Raw genomic sequence first — 18297 nt, 5'->3', positions numbered from 1 at the left:
CTGCTCGATACATCGACGATGACGTGCCGTTTAACGATTGTTCAGGGTGATACCTGGCGAGACGTGGCTTGGGAAGCGGGTCGTGGTTTAGCCCGAGGGCTGCTACGATTTTTGGACGAGCAGACCGGCGGCATTCACCACATCAGTGGTATCGGCATCATGCGTGGGCCGGGTAGCTTTACGGGACTGAGGATTGGCTGTGCGGTGGCAAACACGTTGGCGGAGGGACTCGGCATTCCGATCGTTGGCAGTAGTGGCGATCACTGGCGAGATGACTGCCTGGAGCGGCTGAAGCGCGCCGAAAACGACACGATTATTCTCCCCGAATATGGCGGCGAGGCTCACATCACGACTCCGCGCAAATAGTGGTATTTTCATTCGCAATATCGTACAATAAAAGTAAGGCGGCTTTAGATTAGTGGCTCGGGCCGTTTTATTGCATCAGTTGAATATGGTCGGTCGTTGATACATTTCTCGGGGTGTATACCCGGGGCGACTGGTCAGAAAAGAAAGGAAATCATATGGTAGGAATAGTTATTGGCGGCTTGGTTGGCGCGGCACTTGGCGTGGGCGGTTTTTACGCCTATCAGCGAACACGGCAAGCTAATGGCAAGTCGCAAATTGAGCGTGACATTGCCGAGGCAAAAAGTAAGGCTAGCGACATTGTCCTGAAAGCTAAGGACGAAGCCTTAAAAATCGAAAATGAGCGCCGGCGCGAATGGCAAAAGACCGAGAACCGGTTGGCGGATCGCGAGCAGACGCTGGATCGGAAATTGGACGAACTAGACAAGCGGGCGGAGAAGCTGCGCACGCACGAAGATGAGGTTGACAATCTCAAGGAAGAGATTCGCACTATTCGCACGCGTCAGCAGGAGAAGCTCGAGAAGATTGCGGGCCTAAAGAAAAAGGATGCCGCTGACAAGCTCATGCAAATGACCGAGCGCGATATCAAGAACGACCTGGTCGGATTGGTGTCAAAATTACAACACGAGGCTATGGATGATGCCGAAGAGCGGGCGCAGATGATCTTGCTCACGGCGATGGAGCGGATGAGCAGCGAGGTGACGGCTGAGCGAACAGTCACGGCCGTCAAGCTGACTGATGATGAGATGAAAGGTCGGATTATCGGCAAAGAAGGCCGCAACATTCAGGCGTTGCAGCGCGAGACTGGTGTCGATATTTTGGTGGATGACACGCCGGGTATGATCGTGCTCTCGAGCTTTGATCCGATTCGCCGGCAGGTGGCTCGCCTTGCCTTGGAGATGCTGATGAAAGATGGTCGCATCCATCCAGCGCGCATCGAAGAAGTTGTCGCCAAGGCGAAAAAACAGATCGATAAAGAAGTCAAGCAGGCCGGCGAGGACGCCATGCGCGAAACTGGCGTCGTCGGCATCCCGAAGGAAATGCAGCGACTGCTCGGTGAGCTGAAATTCCGGACGAGTTACGGGCAGAACGTGTTGAAGCACTCGACTGAGATGGCCCAGATGGCTGGTATGGTTGCTGAGGAAATTGGCGCTGATGTGCGCATCACGAAAATCGCGACACTGCTGCATGACGTCGGCAAGGCGGTGACGCACAAGATCGAGGGCAAGCATCACCACATCGGCGCTGAGCTAGCGCGCAAATACGGCATGGACGAGCGGATCGTTCACGCCATCGAAGCGCATCACGATGATATCGAGGCGACGACGCCGGAGGCATTGATCGTACGAGTGTGCGACGCCGCCAGTGCTGCTCGGCCAGGAGCACGTAACATTTCGGCTGAGAACTTTGCCGAGCGGATGCGCGATCTAGAAAATGTGGCGACCAGCTTTAATGGTGTTGATAAAGCCTATGCAATTTCTGCGGGGCGCGAAGTGCGGGTGATTGTCCGGTCAGAGGATATTGATGATCTGAGCGCATTCAAACTGTCGCGCGATATCGCTACTAAAATTGAATCAACCATGCAGTACCCAGGCACTATCAAGGTTAATGTCATCCGTGAAACGCGGGCGATCGAGTACGCAAAATAATGAGAAGTGGTTGGTTGCCGCATGAGGAGTGGCTAAAGACGCAGGACACTCGGATCGCCAGTGCTGCGCTGCTGATCGAAAATTCAGCGGGTGAGCTGCTCACAGTCAAGGCGTATTACAAGACGCATTGGAGTCTGCCTGGTGGTATGGTTGACGCTGGCGAAACGCCGCTACAGGCAGCACTTCGCGAAACCCAGGAAGAGGTCGGGCTAGTGGTTACCGAGGAGGAAGTTTCGTTTTTCGCGGTGGCGTCACGCTCCAGCGACAAAGGACTGGCGCATCAATACATCTTTCGGGCGGTTTTGGATGATGCGCGGCTGGAACGAATTGTTTTGCAGCAGTCGGAAATTGATGCCTATCAGTTCCTGAGTCGCGACGCAGTGCTGGCAAGCAATGAAGGATTCGCGTGGTCGATACCACATTGGGCTCATCATCGGCCAGGCGGTTATGTCGAGACGCGAATCGTTGACGGCGATGACGAACGTCAAGAGGCGGTTACGCAATTCGTGGGATTTGGTTCGTAGGAAAAATAAACGGAGGAGGAATGATGGGAACATTGGTTATCAGTCGACACGGCGAGAGTGAATGGAATCTGCTCGGCAAGTGGACGGGCTGGACGGACGTGGGGCTCACGGAAAAGGGGCGGGCCGACACAGTACGACTGGGCGCGCTACTCAAAGACATCAGGTTTGATGAGGCGTATACGTCGGCGCTGCAGCGGACACACCAAACGCTGGACGCATTGCTTGAGGGGCGCGGTGAGGGCAGTTTACCGACGACACAGGCGGCCGAGCTGAACGAACGTGATTATGGTGATCTGACCGGTAAAAATAAGTGGGAAGTCAAGGCTGAGATCGGCGAGGAGGCATTCAATGGTATCCGACGCGGCTGGGACTATCCGGTGCCGGGCGGTGAAACGCTCAAAGATGTTTATGCGCGGGTCGTGCCATATTTCGAGCGGGAGATACTACCGAAATTACAGGCGGGTGAGAACATTCTATTGGTGGCGCATGGTAATTCTATCCGCGCGCTAATGAAGCACCTCGACCACGTGCCAGAAGCAGATATGGCCCATGTGGAAATGCCGTTTGGCCAGTTACTGGTTTATACCTTTGAGCCGACGTCTGATCTACCGACGAATAAAGACGTATTGTCGGTGGAGATTGAGGCGGTGAACGCGTAATTTATGTTCAAGGCTTGGCAAAAGGAAACGATTGAAGTTAAGTCGCTCGCCCAGCCTTATTTGGTCAAGCGGGATATTGATTATTTTGAATATCAATTGCCAATTTCTGTTAAGGCTGTCATCTCTCTTAACGGTCAGATTCCGCTCTTGCGAAATGAGCGTAACGAATGGGAGCTGCCGGGAGGAAAATTAGATCTCGGGGAAAGCCCAACAGCGTGCGTGCAACGTGAAGTTCATGAAGAATTGAACATTGATATATCAGTTGGGATGAATGTTCACAATTGGGTGTATACAATTTTTCCGTATCGTCACGTTTTTGTGGTTACATATTTTGCGAAAGCGGTCGAGGGTGCAACACCGCACTTTAGTCATGAACATAAAGAATTGATGCTTGTTTCTCCGGATGAGGTTAATGACCTCAACATGCCCGAGGGATACAAGGTTGCCATTGGTCGGGCTTTGGAGCTTGGTCTGTTCAAGCAAAAATACTATCTGCGCTCCAACGTGCATGAGGGACGTATCGGTCTGTGTGGATGAGTTCGTCGACGCGATCTCGCTCTTCGAGGACGAAGGTGCAGACTTTTAGCAAATCTTGATACTTTTCTTCTAGTAGATCATACTCGCTTTTTGACATTCTCTTGGTAGTGCGCTCCTCGTATGCCAAAGTCATCGCTTTGATGGTTCCAAGCTGCTCGATTAAATGAAAATACAAATCATTCCAAGCATCTCTCCGTTCTTCCATCTCTTTGCGAGTTGTTTCCGATTGCTTTAGTCCTGGAAGCAATTCCGCCGGGAAAGGGTACCGATAGAGCGAATCATCGAGATTGATATACGGGTATTGAATATCCTCTTCTGGCGAATTTGAATCTTGCCCAACCGCATTATCAGCTGGATTTTTGACCCTCCCGAGTAGGGCACACTTCACCGCTTCGGGGGAAAACTCGGATATCTGCCTGCGCTTTTCCCTCCTGCACCCAAGCAGGCTACCCATTGCTCGTGCCGCCCATCGTGCTAGTCCCGGTGCTTGATCTTGCTGCGCTTCGCAATCTGGCTGTGGTTCTTTTGTTCCTGGTCTTGATCCTTGTTCCATCCCTCTCATCTTGTTTACCATTAAACAAAATGGGGGGTAACTTGTCAATGTTAATCAATAATCCCCAGGGCAATCGTCATCACACCAAGCACCACGTGACTTATCGTTACACCGATGAGGTTTGATGAGCGCTGGTACGCTCGGTACCAGACAAGGCCAACAATGCTCATGATAACAACGGTGAGTACGTCGCCGTAGATGATATGTACATAACCAAAAAGGGCGGCTGCTACGCCAAGCTCCAGCACTCGGTGTAGCCGTAGTTCTTGTAGTATACGGCTGAGGATGCCGCGGAATAACAGTTCTTGCGCCGGACACGAGATGAGAATATAAAATACATAGAATCCTATTCCTTCGGTTGGTGAGAATCGAGGTTTTTCGAGGAGTAGAAACAGTCCAGCCGCGATAATGAGGGCTATGGTTATCGGTAGCACGGTTTTGAGTGAATAGATGGTACGCTGCCTCGTAATACCGATGTCACCATGCGTATTGCCGAGTATTCGCATCACTATGTACATCATCACTGCGCCGACAACGAGTGCCACGAACTTCATATTCCAGGGGATGACACCGATACAAATCAGGATGGGCGGCACGAGATACACGCAGACAATGGTGCAGAGATATATCATTTGTCGGCGGTGAGCTGTGAGGGTGATGCGATTAGTGCTGGCCATAATTTGAGAGTGTGTCTATATATTAACTCAAATCACTAATTATTGCTGTATTTAATGTGTAAAGTGTGGTAGAATGGAGCGGAGTGAGTAACGAGATTAGCTTCTCGGGGTGTGGCGCAGTTGGCTAGCGCGCGCGGTTTGGGACCGTGAGGTCGAAGGTTCGAGTCCTTTCACCCCGACCACACTCATCTTGTTCGAACACGTGCCCTCGGGGTTCCGCTCCGGGGGCGTTTTTGTCGATGTAGCAGGGGTGAGATAAATCGTCTTAATGAAATCCTTAAAGACAGGATTCTTGCTAAAGGAGAGGGCGTGTCGCCCCTTTGTCATCAGATTTCTGAGGGGACGAAGTCCAGTGTTCGGAGTGACCAGGGGTGAAGTGAGCGGAGAGAGGGAGCGGGGGTGGGTGAAACGGATCCGGAAACTACCCCCTTGTTTGCTAGTAACAGCCATGATTTAATAGATATAAGGAGGATATTACATGGACGAAATATTAGCGAAGATTGATACATTAACGGAACAGATGAATAAACAGTTTGAGAGTGTCGACAAACGCTTTGAAGCTATGGACAAGCGCCTGAACGATCTCGAGAAAGGCCAGGCCTCCGTCAGCGAAGACATCAAGGCCATCCGCGAAGACATCAAGAACAGCGACGACATCTTCCAGCTGTTTGAGCTGAAGACCGATCATAATTTCAAGAAGGTCATGGCCACCCAGAGTGACCTCAAGGCCGAACTGGCTTCGCTGCGCACCCGCTTATTCCTCGAGGAAGGCTCTCGCGAGCACGCCGACACAGTTGGCTGGGACACCCAGGACAAGAAATGGCGCGCGCTAGACAAGCGGCTGCACGCGGTTGAGGCTCACCTGGGGCTTGGGTAGGTAGCTTAGGGACTCTGTGAGGCCTGGTTCATAGGCAGTGTGTCGATCACGAAACTCCTAGTCAGGGTACGTTTGAGGGTGGCTGTGGGTAAGTCTCAGCATTGAATCCGAAGATCGGTTCCAGCGAGTACCCAAGAAGAGAAAGCACTCAGCAAGAGAGTATGTGTCCAGTCTTATCTACCGCTTAGTCCACCCGTCCTTTATATCAATGACATGCTTACTAGGAGGCCTTCCTACTCCAAACTCCACTCGCGCTGCGGGCTCCACATAAACGTCCATACGGACACTGTCGGGCTTGGTTTTCTCATGCACAAGACTCGAAGAGTCACCAACTCTGAAGGTATTTTCATACTTAACCGCCCCCCAAATGATACGGATAGTATGTTGTTTCCCTTCATTTGCTGAAGTTGGAATAATATTGATCCATACTCTACCAGTATACTCTTTATCATGCATATAGTAGTGGGGATTTTTTAGTTCATCAACGATCGGTGGTACCGAAGTCTCTGAGGGGACCGAACTAGGAGCATCAGTCGCCCTGTCTAACGAAGTTGTTGTTTCGGTTTCGGTGGGCTGTAAAGTTGTTGCCGAGGGCTCAACGGTCGCCGGAGAGCTAGTTGGCGTTCCGCCCCCTTCTTTACCGGGAGATAACGGCGAAGGAACTGCGACGGGTCCCTGACATTTATCAGGTTTATCCAATCCGAGAAAACATCGACCCTCTGGCACGACAAAGGTTGCGAGTATGCCAATAACGGTTACAACTACGCTTAGCACAGCGGCCACTGTGCTAATTTTCATATGCCGCGCATTATCCATCATTTACCACCTTTTTGTATAGACTTTTCGCAAAAATAGTGTATAATAACAGTCAGGAACATCTTCTCGCGTCGGGCTACTGGCTGCTTACAGATCAGGCCATCAGTAGCCCGACACAAGAGTGTCGAGTATCGCACCAGAGATTGGGGCTACTCATGTTCCTCCGCGTAATCTACTTCTTTTCTCTTCTCGCACTCCTGGTTGGAGTCTACGTCGGACTCCTCCTGTCAGATTTTGGCCGCGGGGAGTGCATTGCCATCGGCTGTCTCGGTTTCATGATTTTTTTGACAGGCAGCTGGGTAATCATCTTTGGAGATAGGAAGTGATTCCTCGCCCCGGACTAAGTCCGGGGCTTATTCACAAGCAGCACGTCGACCGATGAAGACTTTGATTAAAGCACGCTCGAGAATAACTATACATAATCCCAACTAGTTTCCTACCTCCTCCTTGAGATGTCAGCCAGCAACAAAACCTGCTACATCTTCCGTCACGTGTCCGCCGTAAGTTTGACGTCACTCCGATAAATATACCTCACACCCCGACCCCCATCTTCTGGAAGTTCCGCCTGAGTGCGGTACGCGAGACGCCCAGCTGCTCCGACACCTGACGCATCGACATGCCACGCTCGTGCAGACGCTTGGCCTGAGTGACGACCGCAGTTGGCAGAGATTTGGCACGAATCTGCACCCCTTGCTCACGCAGCAGCTTGAGCATGCCGTTCTTCGACACACCATGCTCAGCACCAAGCTCCGCCGCCGTCGCCCCCGTCTGGTAGCATTCCACAACCTGGGCAATGGCCTCAGGCGAAAGCCGGCGCCGCACCCGACGGGAATCCGAGGCACCGTCCCGCCGCCCAGACTTGACGCAGCAAGGATATTCATCCATAGCAGCTATTACCGGCTTGGACGTCACAGCAACATCATTCGGTACGCGCACAGCATCACGCTCCGCCTCATGGGGTGCCAGCTGAGCCACCTCCTCGATCATCAGGGCAGCGTTAGCCGATGCGTTCGTCGGCAGCTGTTCCGCTACCTCGATCATCGCTGCGATACCAGCTGGTGCGTCCGTCGGCAGCGACCCCATCACCTCAGCCAACCGCTGCAGCTCCGGCAGGGTCGGCTGGATGAGGAACGAGGACTCATTCAAGGGGTAGGGGACGTAGCCGACCACACTCATCTTGTTCGAACACACGCCCTCGGAGTTCCGCTTCGGGGGCGTTTTCAGTCTGTTGTGGTTATAATACACGCCCGTTCCTGTAATCTTACGCTACTAACCAGCTTCTGGTATAATCAAAACAGTGACTATAATGGAAGGAGCGTAAGAATGAGTGGAGGTCATGAGCAGATTTCTAAAAACCCCAATTTTAAGCGACTTGTCCCGATGGATGAATCACGCGCTGAACTCACTGAATTAGGCACCTCTGAAGAAGAGCAAGATAAGCGGCTGGGCCGTGAGGCAGCAGAGAAAGTTTTAGGCGAGGTCGCAGTTGGGGAATCAAAAAATACTGTATGTAAACACAGAGAGCGCCAAGCGACTGTTCGAGAAATATTACAGACTAACGGTGGAAGCATGTATTGGCCAGATCTTATAGACGTAATGACTAAGCCTCCCCACAGCTTTCTTGAAGGAGAAGCTGTTATGGCACTCCTTGATGACCCTAAGGGTTTTGAGGTTGATCATTTTAACCTCATCGTCTCCATCAGCGACCGCTAGATCACACTGAGATTTACCGCCCTCGCTCCATCGCCACCCGCTGTGCATGTTCTGCGGTGCGGTCGATTGGTAGAGCGCTGAGCTTATCGGTATAGCCTTTTCGTGTGAGCGCCGCGGTGATCAAAAAATCAGCAAGCCGTGGATTCTTTGGCAAGATCGGCCCGTGCAGGTACGTCGCTACGATGTTGTGCAGCCTCGCACCTTCGATTTGGCCAGTCTCGTCATTACCAGCGCCCCGCACCACGCGCCCGAGCGGCAACACTCCGTCGTCGAGCAGTGTCTGGCCGCTATGATTTTCATAACCGACGATCTGTCCGAATTCCTCGCTCTCGAGCGTGATATTGCCGATCAGTCGTTCTGCCTTGGCGTATGTTTCTAGCGGCAAGATCCCCGCACCGCGAATCACGCGTCCATCATGTGTGGTGAACGCTCGGCCAAATAATTGATACATACCACAGATCATCAGCATTGGCACGCCACTCTCTGCTAAGCGCCGTAGCTCATCCGCTCGCGCCAGCAAATCGTCCTGGATAATTTCTTGCCCGGCATCCTGGCCACCACCGCCGATGAAAATATCTCCCGCCGCAAAATCAGTCGTATCACCCGGATTATGATCGATAATACGGACCGTAAAACCGCGCCACTCCAGCCGCTTTTTCAGCGCCAGCGTATTGCCCCAGTCGCCATAGAGATTCATATCGCGCGGATACAATTGAATAATCGTGATCGTCATCGGATGGCCTCCACATCGGTTTTGATTGCTAATAATTTGCGCAGTCGCAGCATCGCCGTGTAGGTGCAGTAAATGTGTTTTGGTCTGCGTGGATGATGGGCCAGCAATTTCTCCAGCGCCGCCGCCAAATCTGGCTCAATTATTTCTGGCGTAATATCGTCGTACTCCAGCCGCAGTGCCATATCATGAGCGCGCACACCACTGACCACCGCCACCTGCTCGAGGCGCGAAACGTTCACGTCCCACAGCCAACTAACGTCGCGCCCGTCGGCATAGTTGTCGTTGATAGCAATCATCGTATCGGCTGTCCCGTCGGCAAATGACAGCAGGCTGAGCCGAAAGCCGCTCGGATTTTTCACGAGAATCAGTTCAATCGGCGTGCCGTCAATCACGATGGTCTCGCCTCGGCCAAATGCTGGCGCTACGTCTGACAGGGCGCCCAGTAGCGTCGTCAGCTCGGCTTTCTCCCCCATAATTTGCCGCACCAAACTCAGCGCCGCCGCCGCGTTCAGTAAGTTATACACGCCATTCAGCCGCATCCGTACCGCATGCTTGGCATTGTTGATCTGAAAGGTCGCCGTCTGCTTGTCGATGTCGGTGAGCAGCACGTCAGCTGGGGCCGTGTCATTTGCCTGAGCATGGCCAGTCTTGAGCGCATCGTCGGTTGGCATCAGCTCCAGTAGCTGGTCGGTCGTGCCAAAAAACGCTACGTTGGCCGCCGTCTGCTGGTGCAGGCGATAGATGCGCGGGTCGTCGCGATTGAGTACCACGGTATCAGTGGTTGCCTGGGCGATTTTTGCCAAGAAACCAGCTGCCGTGTCGATCTCGCCAAACCGATCTAGTTGATCACGCATGACGTTGAGTAGCAGGCTGTAGCGCGGTGGTACTAGCTGGACAAACTTGACTGCCCAGGCTTCGTCAAGCTCCAGCACCCCGATGTCGGCATCCAGCCGCCCGCGCATGTCCACTTCGCCGAGCAGCGCTGCCGCCACGCCGCGCGAGAAATTACTGCCCGTGCGATTGGTAAAAACCTTGAGGCCGGCCGCCTCGAGCAGTTCAACGACGATTTTAGTGGTAGTGGTCTTGCCGTTCGTGCCACTGATAACCACCACGCCGCGCGGTATTTGCGCCAGGGTACGAGCGATAAAGCCTGGATCAATCTTTTCGATAACTAACCCCGGGAGCGCCGAGCCACCGCCGCGCAGGCGAGCAGCTTGTTTGACGGTTTTGCCGATAAGTGTACTGAGAATCTGTCGTGACATATTTCGTATTATACCGCGCCCAAGCAGTGTGCTACAATAGAACTATGTTTTTGGTGGGTATTTTCCAGTGGTGGTATGGCGCAGGCTGGCGGCGGCATATCAAGCGAGTTGGTCTTGGCGTGCTGCGGACAGCTGATGTTTTCTCAATCGGCCTGTTGGTGCGGACGCTGTTCGATCCATTTCGCCAAATTTCTGCAGGGCAAATTCGTGCTCAAGCACCACTTACCGTGAAAATGCAAGCCTTTTTTGACCGGCTGTTCTCGCGGGCAGTTGGTGCGGTGGTGCGGCTTTTGGTGCTGCTTGCGGGACTGGTGGTTATCAGCCTGCGGGCGGTGTGGGCGGTCGGCAGCATCGTGGTGTGGGCGCTGTTACCCGTAACACCGGTGATAGGAATTATCTTGTGGCAGATGAGGGTGTTGGCATGAACGAGGTGCGGCCGGAGTTTCGCTATCACAGCTTGCGGGCGCAAAAGGCGCGGTTCACGGCACGGTTTGGTGCGGTCTGGCATGTCTTGGTGGTGCTCGTCGCTGTTGCATTGGGTCTGGGTGGCGTTTGGCTATTGATCAAGCACGGGCCGGTTGGCTGGTTGATGATTGGTCTGGTGGGGCCATTAGCGATGCTCAGCGTGTGGTGGCAGGGCGATCTCAAGACGATGGCAGTGAGCGCGCGGGCGGAGACGATTGATGATGTGACGGCGGCGGATGTGCTGGGCCGTTTGAGCCAGCGACCGTCGCCGAAAGAAATCGCCCTGGCGGTCGGTCAGTCGCGGGCCGGGCAATTCCTCGGAGTGCGGTTGGGTCTCACGCCGAACTTTTTGGCGAATATCGCCTCGGATGATCCAAATAACACGCCGGCCGTGTGGCAGTCAGCACTGCGAATTTGGCGTGATACCAATAGCCCAAAGGTAACAGGTGCGGTGTTGGCGGCGGCGATTGTTGAACAATTTCCGAATCATGACGCTCTGCTAGCAAATCTAAAAATTGATTTTCGCGATGTATTGGGCGGTATCATGTGGTATGAGCGCCTCAAGTCGTTGATCGAGCAGTTCAAGCAAAAGCCGCTTCACACCGGCGGTATCGCCCGCGACTGGTCGTTTGGCTATACGCCGCTCTTGAGCCGGTTCGCCCAAAACCTTAGCCTGCAGGTATCGGGCGGGACAATGATCGCGCAGCTGGACGCTCATCAGGCGGCGCTGGATCAATTGATGACAATTTTTGGCTCAAATGGCCGGCAAAATGCAGCGCTGGTCGGGCTCAATGGGGCTGGCAAAAGTACGGTCGTGGCGGCGTTCGCCGAGATGCTCATTGATGGACATAAAACCGTGCCGTCGTCGCTGCTCTATCGGCAGATTTTCCTGCTGGATGCCTCGTCGCTGATCTCGGCGGCGGCTGGTCGGGGCGAGCTGGAGGCGCTGGTGACGCAGATCCTCAACGAAGCATTTTTATCAAAGAATGTCATTTTGTGTCTCGATAATGCTCAGCTGTTTTTCGAGGAGGGCGTTGGTTCGGTTGATCTGAGTAATTTGCTGCTACCAATCTTAGAGGCGGGTAGGCTACGAATTATCTTGACCATGGATAGCCAGCGCTACTTGCAGATTTCTCAGCGTAATGCCCAGCTGGCGACGGTGCTCAATACCATCGTTATCGAGCCATCATCGCCGGAGGAGACGGTGCGAATTATGCGCGATCAGCTGCTTGGTCTTGAACATCGCCATAAAGTGACCTACATGTATCAAGCCATCGCTGAAGCCTACCGCGTCGGCGAGCGCTATGTCCAAGACGTGGCGATGCCGGGTCGGGCGCTCAAGGTGCTGGAGGCAGCAGCTCATTATGCGTCGTCCGGGCTGGTGACAGCTCAGTCGGTCGATGATGCGGTCGAAAAAACCATGGGCATCAAGATCGCGACTGCCTCGACTGATGATGAACGAGAGAAGCTCTTGAACCTCGAAGACCTGATCCATCAGCGCATGATCAATCAAACGCGTGCCGTCAGCGTCATCTCTGATGCCATCCGGCGAGCGCGTGCCGGCGTGCGCAACCCTGATCGGCCGATTGGTACGTTTCTGTTCCTTGGTCCGACTGGAGTTGGTAAAACTGAGCTGTCCAAAGCGCTGGCGGATATCTATTTTGGCGGCGAGGGCAATCTCATTCGGCTGGATCTCAATGAGTTTGTGCGGGCCGAGGACGTGGCGCGGCTGATCGCTGATGGGGCGAATGATCCGATGAGCCTGACTGCCCAGGTACAGAAGCGGCCGTTTTCGGTGGTGTTGCTCGACGAAATTGAGAAGGCGCATCCGCAGGTGCTCACGACGCTTTTGCAGTTACTAGACGAGGGAATTTTACGTGACGAGAAGAACCGCGATATTAGTTTTCGTGACGCCATTATTATCGCCACATCGAATGCTGGGGCCGAGAGAATTCGCGAATATATCGAGCGTGGCTACCAACTGGAGCAGTTTGAGCAAACATTTATCAACGAGCTGATTAATGCCAATCTGTTTCGTCCGGAGTTTCTCAACCGGTTTGATGAAATCGTGCTATTTCGTCCCTTGGGCAAAGAAGAGCTGCTGCAGGTCGTTGATCTCATCTTGGCTGGTATCAATCGAACGCTGGCGCCACAAAAAATCCAAGTTGCTGTCGAAGAGGCGGGCAAAAAATTATTGGTTGATGCTGGCTATGACCCGCGCCTCGGCGCTCGTCCGATGCGCCGCGTGGTGCAACGAGCTGTCGAGAATACCGTCGCCAAACAATTGTTGGCTGGCTCTGTCGCGCCGGGCTCAACGACGATTATCACGGTGGAGCAGATACGGGCGGTGGTCGGCGAGGCGGCTAATGGTAGCAGTATGGTGTCCCCAGGCCCGGGCGTGCCGCCGATGTCGCTTGAACAGTAGGGTTGCAAGTATATTTGTATTATTGTATAATAGCCACGTGGCTAAGAGTAGTATGGAGTTTTCCGGTCGTGGAAATGAGATTAAAAAGCAGTCACCTCATTCAATTGAGGGGCTTGTGGCGAGTGGTTTTATTGATGAAAGTGGACAACTAACCGAGCGGACACGTCGTGCCATACCGCGAGGGGGCGTGGAGGTATTGACTCCTGTTCGAATACAAAGATCAGGGGAGTCGACATATCTAGACCTGAATCACTCAAAAGAAATGCAAGAACCCTATCGTGTTGTTGCTGACAGGGTACTTCTAGGAGGATGTTTCACCTCTGACTTGTATTTACAAGCTGAGTGTAATGATCGTATCTTCAAACAAGGCTATATTACTATATGTCAGGATCCAGTACTTGTGGATATCATGAGGCAACTTGAGGGTACGACTCAGAATGACCGCCATACTAAACCGACACTGCGGGATATAGGTACCCTTGGTACTATTGGTCTTGGTAGTTTTATTACTGGCAGTGGCGCGTCACTGCTCAGCTCTGGTGAGCCACTTTTATCAGCAGCTGGGATTATGGTAGGTGGCGCAGTGAGTATATTAGGTACTCAACTGGCAGAGGCAAAGTGGCTTGAGAAACAGGTGATGTGCTTTAGTCAGGCAGTACACAGCTGTCCTGATAATATCATCATCGACCTTGATCGTATTAATGAGGAGCTGGAAAGGAGAACATTATGGTGGGCTGCCGGTTCGGATTGGTCTTCTCTTATAAGAAAAATCAATCCGAACCACACCGATCTAGATTATTGGGATCTTGACCTACGAAAGATAAATGTCAGAGATATTTGGTTTATGTTTAGTACGCCGCAATATAGTCCTGCTGCGCTTACGTTTGCTGACAAGTACCAAGAATATCAAAAGACATGTGATGCGATACAGTACGAACGGGTGGCGCGAGGAGTGCGCCGTAATATGGGTATGACAACTGACTTCAGCGAGCTAGAAACGCAGCAGGCTCATACCGATAGATTTTTGTCAACGGCTCTATTGCAGCTCTTTGATGACGTGCGGGAATTAGGACAAAAAGAGCAATCGCAGCGCGAGTTTGATGCCACGATAGAACGCCTCACGACCGTTACCGAAGAAGAAATTAAGTGTCAATCAGCGAAAGTATTTCATGATGAGTTGATGCGGTCTCTGAGCGGAGAAACGCTGATAGGTTTTAGTGGAGGCGAACAAGGCGTCTATACACCAGCAATAATATGGGCAATGGACTTCATCCATAAATTACCGCGGATGATAACCCCCAGCCTGTCGGTATATAAGGCGTATGATCATTTTCAAAGTAAAATCAAAGTCATGACAGACGGCAAGTTGACATTGCCAACAACTGATGAATTCCAACAAAAATACCCCGTTATCGACCAGGGTATCGTCTAGTATAGTGGTACCCCGCACAGGAATCGAACCTGCAACCTTTGGTACCGGAAACCAACGCTCTATCCAGTTGAGCTAACGGGGCATAACTAACGCGCTGATAGGAAAAGGTCCGGTAGGAAAGCGCGAAAATCATGGTACACCCGGCAAGATTCGAACTTGCGACCCCTTGGTTCGAAGCCAAGTACTCTAATCCACTGAGCTACGGGTGCACACGAGGGTATTATACCACGCGCCGCGCCTAAATAGAAATGATATAATGTATCATATGGAGATACGAACAGAGATTCCGTTGCAACAATATACGACGATGCGCCTCGGCGGCACAGCACGCTTTATGGCATCGGCGACGTCGGTGAATGAGGTTAGGGAGCTATATAAAAGTGCCAAGGTGCAGGGCATACCGATCTTTGTCCTCGGCGGCGGCAGTAATGTCATCGCTCGCGATGAAGGGTTTGAGGGGGCGGTGTTGCTCAATCGGATCAAGGGATTTGCAGTGCTGACTGATGATGGCCAGACAGCAACGATCAAGGTTGGTGCGGGTGAAATATGGGACGAGGTGGTTAAGCGCACAGTTGCCATGGGCCTGAGCGGCATTGAGGCGATGTCGGCCATCCCTGGTACAGCCGGCGCCGCGCCGGTGCAGAATGTCGGGGCGTATGGCCAGGAAGTTGCTGATGTGCTCACCGAGCTAGAGGCGTACGATTCGCTGACCGACCGAGTGGTAACCCTAGGCGCGGCGGAGTGCGGGTTTTCATATCGGCACAGTATTTTTCGCGGTGAAGCGAGCGGCCGCTACTGCATTCTCTCGATTACCATCAAGCTCCATCACGCAGCGCCAAAACCGCCGTTCTATGCCGGCTTACAGCGGTATTTGACCAACATGAACATCACGACCTTTACGCCGCAGGTGATCCGTGACGCGGTGATGGCGATTCGGTTTGATAAGCTACCCAATCCGACCAAGCGACCCAATGCTGGTTCATTCTTCAAGAACGCGCTGATCGAATCATGGCAGCTCGATGAACTTCGTGAACGGTATCCGGATGCGCCGTCCTATGACATGCCGGACGGCCGACACAAGGTGCCGACGGGCTGGCTGATTGAACAGGCTGGACTCAAGGGGGCACTGCTACACGGCATGCGGGTGCACGACAAGAATGCGCTGGTATTGATCAATGAGTCGGCGACTAGCTACCACGATCTGGCGGCAGCACGTAACGCCATTATCCAGGCAGTCTACGACAAATTCCACATCCAGATCCAGCAAGAACCGTTGGAAATTTGAGCCTCAAAACGCTTGCGCTTATGCATATTTCCGAGTATGATGGGGGTATGAAGGGACGGGGGTTTACGCTAGTCGAGCTGATCATTGCTATTGCCGTCATGGCGATTCTATTGGTGCTCGCGACATTAAGTTTTCGTAATTATCAGGCGGCGGCACGCGATAAGGAGCGTGAGGCCGATGTGCTAGCCTTGCAGAACTATCTCGAGAGCGTCTATCCACGGGAAATTCGTGACAGTGCCGGTAACGTCATCAAGCCTGCCGGCGGCTATCCGGCGTACGTTTCTGGTGCTAGTGGCGCTGGCAAGATGACTGCGGCGCAGTTTGCGGCAGCATTTGACGAACTGGGTGGTGCCGCCAAGACCGGCCCACTGGATCGAGAACGCCTCATTTCGGCGATTAACGGTACATTCGGGGTCAATCCAATAACTAATATTAGTCAACTGCTTGCCAAAAAAGACGATTACGAAAACACCAAGATCACGAACTATCCAAATGGTGCGTACATTTACGTTGCCGGCGCTAAGGATGGTGTATGTGATGAGGCGGGCGCAGCCTGTCGGCGCTATACGATTTTTTATCATTTAGAAACGAAGGAGCCGGGTAAATGGCAAGTACTCAACAGCAAACGCCTCTAAGGCATAAAGGTCATAAAAACGGCTTTACCGTCATTGAATTGATGATCACCTTGATTATTGCCGGGATCTTTTTAATGAGTGGCTACCAGTTGTACGGGGCGGTATTGGCACGTAATACCGAGGCTCGCCGCACCTCAGAAGCTGCCAATCTCGGCTACGGCATCCTACGTGAACGTGGCTTGTATAAAACAGTATCTGAGGTTTGTGGCAGCGGTGCGGTCAAGACTGAACACGTGACACCACCGACCACGCCAACATTGCCGGATCCAGTACGTGCTCGAGTCGAATATTGTAAAGTACCAAATAGCATCGCGGTCATTCGTGTTGCGGTAATTATTACTTATGGAACGCCAGCGCAGGAGGTGGTGCATGCGACGTATATTTCGGGCTAACGCTAATCGGCAGCAGAATAGCCAAGGATTTACACTCATTGAGATCTTGGCGATTGCGCCAGTCATTATTTTGGTGCTGGCGGGTATTATTGGCCTAATCATCAATCTCACTGGCTCGTCAATGGTCACCAGTGCCAAGTCACAGCTACAGAGTGATGTGCTAACGGCACTTGATCGAATTGAGGCAGATGTACGGCTCAGTACTACGCTTGAGGGAACAACATCCTCGTATGTGCGCATACATAGTCTCGCCACCAGCGACAACCCCTATAGCCCGACGCGACGGCTGATCCAGAAAAGTGATTGTGGCGTAGCGTGGGGAGCAGTTGCTATCGCCGACGCCAAGACATATACGACCGAATATTTCCAAAGTGGTTCAGAGCTCAAGCGCAAGACGATGTACGATGGCTCATGTCCGAGTGCCACCGACCGTATTTGGCAGTTGGACGGGGCAGTCGAAACGATCATCGACACCAGTACGGTGCTTAATTTCAATGTTTGCAAGATCAACGACGGTACACTTAAAGTCAGCCTCGGGGTAACTAAAACCGTTGCTGGTGAAAACATTCAGTACTCCAGCCAGCGCCTCGTCAAGTCAATCAATGTTCCTGTAAACGGCACTGCCGGCGCCTCGTGTCCATAGTGAATTTGGGCAGGTTTTCGAGGCTAAAGTGCCCTGGGCGGGAAACATCACCCCTGTTTTCACGGGCTATAGGGGCCGAATCGGGGAATTATTCGTAAAATGCTTGCGCTTTTATAATCGCTTTGCTACAATCAAGTTACAATAATAACTAACTAAAAATAGGGGGCAAATCAGAAATGATTTCTTCAAACAAAACTAAAGGTTTCACATTGGTTGAGCTCTTGATCGTTATCGTGGTCATCGCTATCTTGGCTGCTATTTCGATTGTGGCGTACAATGGTGTGACACAAAAAGCACGTGACGATGAGCGTCAATCAAATGCGCGTAACCTTGTGAATGCGGCTGCATCGTATAACTCTGAGAAAGACAAGTGGCCAACCGTCTCTGAGATTGGTTCATTTAATACCATTAAAGTTCCAAGCACCGTAATCTCGGCAACTGACGGGAACGATCCAACGGACGGCAATAAAAACCACTATGCATATCAATTCTGCAAGGATGGCGGCACTACTACTGTCCAGGATGAAGCAACAGGTGTCAAGGTGCGCTACTGGAAGGACATTGATGCGGGCACAAACCACGTCCAAGAAGTAACGAGCGGCAAGTGTTCATAGTATTCCTGTACTAAGAAGCAGTATCTAGTATAAAATAAATCCC

General features: G+C 52.4%; 20 protein-coding genes and 3 tRNA genes. 16 read left to right on the top strand and 7 right to left on the bottom strand.

Translation table 11 applies throughout. The features are described from left to right. Positions 1–18: 18 nt before the first annotated feature. The 5 genes from FBF26_03860 (at position 19) to FBF26_03840 (ending at position 3732) form a co-directional block, all read left to right on the top strand. Positions 19–366, top strand: coding sequence for a hypothetical protein (locus tag FBF26_03860; protein QJU10568.1), 348 nt, complete (start codon positions 19–21; stop codon positions 364–366). Positions 367–521: 155 nt separating this feature from the next. Beyond that, a complete protein-coding gene (gene rny, locus FBF26_03855; protein ID QJU10372.1) occupies positions 522–2012 on the top strand; it encodes a ribonuclease Y in 1491 nt (496 codons plus the stop codon). Continuing rightward, positions 2012–2536, top strand: a complete 525-nt coding sequence (locus FBF26_03850) for an NUDIX hydrolase (protein QJU10371.1) — start codon at positions 2012–2014, stop codon at positions 2534–2536. The genes rny and FBF26_03850 overlap by 1 nt, the downstream gene beginning before the upstream one ends. A 20-nt stretch (positions 2537–2556) precedes the next feature. Continuing rightward, positions 2557–3195, top strand: a complete 639-nt coding sequence (locus tag FBF26_03845; GenBank protein ID QJU10370.1) for a 2,3-diphosphoglycerate-dependent phosphoglycerate mutase — start codon at positions 2557–2559, stop codon at positions 3193–3195. Positions 3196–3198: 3 nt separating this feature from the next. Next, positions 3199–3732 (top strand): NUDIX domain-containing protein, encoded by a 534-nt coding sequence (locus FBF26_03840; protein ID QJU10369.1) that lies wholly within the window; start codon positions 3199–3201, stop codon positions 3730–3732. On the opposite strand, the gene FBF26_03835 is transcribed toward FBF26_03840, so the two are convergent. After that, a complete protein-coding gene (locus FBF26_03835; GenBank protein QJU10368.1) occupies positions 3671–4285 on the bottom strand; it encodes a hypothetical protein in 615 nt (204 codons plus the stop codon). The two genes, FBF26_03840 and FBF26_03835, sit on opposite strands and share 62 nt — an antisense overlap. 50 nt (positions 4286–4335) lie before the next feature. Further along, positions 4336–4962: a CPBP family intramembrane metalloprotease gene (locus FBF26_03830; GenBank protein ID QJU10367.1), complete on the bottom strand. Its 627-nt coding sequence runs from the start codon at positions 4960–4962 to the stop codon at positions 4336–4338. Between the two features lie 105 nt (positions 4963–5067). On the opposite strand from FBF26_03830, the gene FBF26_03825 reads away from it, so the two are divergent. Next, positions 5068–5144, top strand: a tRNA-Pro gene (locus FBF26_03825). 296 nt (positions 5145–5440) lie between these two features. Continuing rightward, entirely contained in the window at positions 5441–5839 is a 399-nt protein-coding gene (locus FBF26_03820) for a hypothetical protein (GenBank protein ID QJU10366.1), read from the top strand. A gap of 1347 nt (positions 5840–7186) precedes the next feature. On the opposite strand, the gene FBF26_03815 is transcribed toward FBF26_03820, so the two are convergent. Further along, positions 7187–7831: a hypothetical protein gene (locus FBF26_03815; protein ID QJU10365.1), complete on the bottom strand. Its 645-nt coding sequence runs from the start codon at positions 7829–7831 to the stop codon at positions 7187–7189. Between the two features lie 147 nt (positions 7832–7978). Here FBF26_03815 and FBF26_03810 point away from each other — a divergent pair, with 147 nt between their 5' ends. Further along, positions 7979–8368 (top strand): hypothetical protein, encoded by a 390-nt coding sequence (locus FBF26_03810; protein ID QJU10364.1) that lies wholly within the window; start codon positions 7979–7981, stop codon positions 8366–8368. A 13-nt stretch (positions 8369–8381) separates the two neighbouring features. Here the strand turns inward: FBF26_03810 and FBF26_03805 are convergent, their stop codons facing one another. After that, entirely contained in the window at positions 8382–9101 is a 720-nt protein-coding gene (locus FBF26_03805; GenBank protein QJU10363.1) for a glutamine amidotransferase, read from the bottom strand. Beyond that, positions 9098–10363, bottom strand: a complete 1266-nt coding sequence (locus FBF26_03800; protein QJU10362.1) for a DUF1727 domain-containing protein — start codon at positions 10361–10363, stop codon at positions 9098–9100. The genes FBF26_03805 and FBF26_03800 overlap by 4 nt, the downstream gene beginning before the upstream one ends. A 44-nt stretch (positions 10364–10407) precedes the next feature. Here FBF26_03800 and FBF26_03795 point away from each other — a divergent pair, with 44 nt between their 5' ends. Genes FBF26_03795 through FBF26_03785 form a run of 3 tightly spaced genes read left to right on the top strand, consistent with a single transcriptional unit; the run spans position 10408 to position 14685 of the window. Beyond that, complete coding sequence (locus FBF26_03795) at positions 10408–10788, top strand: hypothetical protein (protein QJU10361.1); 381 nt, start codon at positions 10408–10410, stop codon at positions 10786–10788. Further along, a complete protein-coding gene (locus FBF26_03790) occupies positions 10764–13253 on the top strand; it encodes an ATP-dependent Clp protease ATP-binding subunit (GenBank protein QJU10360.1) in 2490 nt (829 codons plus the stop codon). The genes FBF26_03795 and FBF26_03790 overlap by 25 nt, the downstream gene beginning before the upstream one ends. 37 nt (positions 13254–13290) lie before the next feature. Continuing rightward, positions 13291–14685, top strand: coding sequence for a hypothetical protein (locus FBF26_03785; GenBank protein ID QJU10359.1), 1395 nt, complete (start codon positions 13291–13293; stop codon positions 14683–14685). A gap of 5 nt (positions 14686–14690) precedes the next feature. Here FBF26_03785 and FBF26_03780 read toward each other — a convergent pair. Together FBF26_03780 and FBF26_03775 are read right to left on the bottom strand one after the other, a co-directional pair. Further along, positions 14691–14767 (bottom strand) — tRNA-Arg (locus tag FBF26_03780). A 50-nt stretch (positions 14768–14817) separates the two neighbouring features. After that, positions 14818–14894: transfer RNA gene (locus FBF26_03775), tRNA-Arg, on the bottom strand. A 56-nt stretch (positions 14895–14950) separates the two neighbouring features. On the opposite strand from FBF26_03775, the gene murB reads away from it, so the two are divergent. The 5 genes from murB (at position 14951) to FBF26_03750 (ending at position 18254) form a co-directional block, all read left to right on the top strand. Further along, the gene (gene murB / locus FBF26_03770) at positions 14951–15970 is read left to right on the top strand and encodes a UDP-N-acetylmuramate dehydrogenase (protein ID QJU10358.1); all 1020 of its coding nucleotides are present in this window, start codon (positions 14951–14953) and stop codon (positions 15968–15970) included. A 20-nt stretch (positions 15971–15990) separates the two neighbouring features. Continuing rightward, positions 15991–16605 carry a prepilin-type N-terminal cleavage/methylation domain-containing protein gene (locus FBF26_03765; GenBank protein QJU10357.1) on the top strand — a complete coding sequence of 205 codons (615 nt, stop codon included), beginning with the start codon at positions 15991–15993 and terminating at the stop codon, positions 16603–16605. After that, the gene (locus FBF26_03760; protein ID QJU10356.1) at positions 16575–16997 is read left to right on the top strand and encodes a prepilin-type N-terminal cleavage/methylation domain-containing protein; all 423 of its coding nucleotides are present in this window, start codon (positions 16575–16577) and stop codon (positions 16995–16997) included. The genes FBF26_03765 and FBF26_03760 overlap by 31 nt, the downstream gene beginning before the upstream one ends. Next, positions 16975–17640, top strand: a complete 666-nt coding sequence (locus FBF26_03755) for a hypothetical protein (protein QJU10355.1) — start codon at positions 16975–16977, stop codon at positions 17638–17640. The genes FBF26_03760 and FBF26_03755 overlap by 23 nt, the downstream gene beginning before the upstream one ends. Positions 17641–17816: 176 nt before the next feature. Then, positions 17817–18254 carry a type II secretion system protein gene (locus FBF26_03750; protein ID QJU10354.1) on the top strand — a complete coding sequence of 146 codons (438 nt, stop codon included), beginning with the start codon at positions 17817–17819 and terminating at the stop codon, positions 18252–18254. Positions 18255–18297 lie beyond the last annotated feature (43 nt).

The sequence above is a fragment of the Candidatus Saccharibacteria bacterium oral taxon 488 genome, assembly GCA_013100825.1.
Classification (GTDB): domain Bacteria; phylum Patescibacteriota; class Saccharimonadia; order Saccharimonadales; family Saccharimonadaceae; genus Nanosynbacter.
This window is presented reverse-complemented; position numbering and strand designations above follow the sequence as displayed.

Bases quoted from the DNA above. Each gene is read 5' to 3' on its own strand.
- FBF26_03820 (QJU10366.1), top strand. From the start codon at position 5,441: ATGGACGAAATATTAGCGAAGATTGATACATTAACGGAACAGATGAAT.
- FBF26_03815 (QJU10365.1), bottom strand. From the start codon at position 7,831: ATGAGTGTGGTCGGCTACGTCCCCTACCCCTTGAATGAGTCCTCGTTC.
- FBF26_03755 (QJU10355.1), top strand. From the start codon at position 16,975: ATGCGACGTATATTTCGGGCTAACGCTAATCGGCAGCAGAATAGCCAA.
- FBF26_03850 (QJU10371.1), top strand. From the start codon at position 2,012: ATGAGAAGTGGTTGGTTGCCGCATGAGGAGTGGCTAAAGACGCAGGAC.
- murB (QJU10358.1), top strand. From the start codon at position 14,951: ATGGAGATACGAACAGAGATTCCGTTGCAACAATATACGACGATGCGC.
- FBF26_03760 (QJU10356.1), top strand. From the start codon at position 16,575: ATGGCAAGTACTCAACAGCAAACGCCTCTAAGGCATAAAGGTCATAAA.
- FBF26_03810 (QJU10364.1), top strand. From the start codon at position 7,979: ATGAGTGGAGGTCATGAGCAGATTTCTAAAAACCCCAATTTTAAGCGA.
- FBF26_03765 (QJU10357.1), top strand. From the start codon at position 15,991: ATGCATATTTCCGAGTATGATGGGGGTATGAAGGGACGGGGGTTTACG.
- FBF26_03800 (QJU10362.1), bottom strand. From the start codon at position 10,363: ATGTCACGACAGATTCTCAGTACACTTATCGGCAAAACCGTCAAACAA.
- FBF26_03835 (QJU10368.1), bottom strand. From the start codon at position 4,285: ATGGAACAAGGATCAAGACCAGGAACAAAAGAACCACAGCCAGATTGC.
- FBF26_03805 (QJU10363.1), bottom strand. From the start codon at position 9,101: ATGACGATCACGATTATTCAATTGTATCCGCGCGATATGAATCTCTAT.
- FBF26_03830 (QJU10367.1), bottom strand. From the start codon at position 4,962: ATGGCCAGCACTAATCGCATCACCCTCACAGCTCACCGCCGACAAATG.
- FBF26_03860 (QJU10568.1), top strand. From the start codon at position 19: ATGACGTGCCGTTTAACGATTGTTCAGGGTGATACCTGGCGAGACGTG.
- FBF26_03840 (QJU10369.1), top strand. From the start codon at position 3,199: ATGTTCAAGGCTTGGCAAAAGGAAACGATTGAAGTTAAGTCGCTCGCC.
- FBF26_03795 (QJU10361.1), top strand. From the start codon at position 10,408: ATGTTTTTGGTGGGTATTTTCCAGTGGTGGTATGGCGCAGGCTGGCGG.
- FBF26_03845 (QJU10370.1), top strand. From the start codon at position 2,557: ATGATGGGAACATTGGTTATCAGTCGACACGGCGAGAGTGAATGGAAT.
- FBF26_03750 (QJU10354.1), top strand. From the start codon at position 17,817: ATGATTTCTTCAAACAAAACTAAAGGTTTCACATTGGTTGAGCTCTTG.
- rny (QJU10372.1), top strand. From the start codon at position 522: ATGGTAGGAATAGTTATTGGCGGCTTGGTTGGCGCGGCACTTGGCGTG.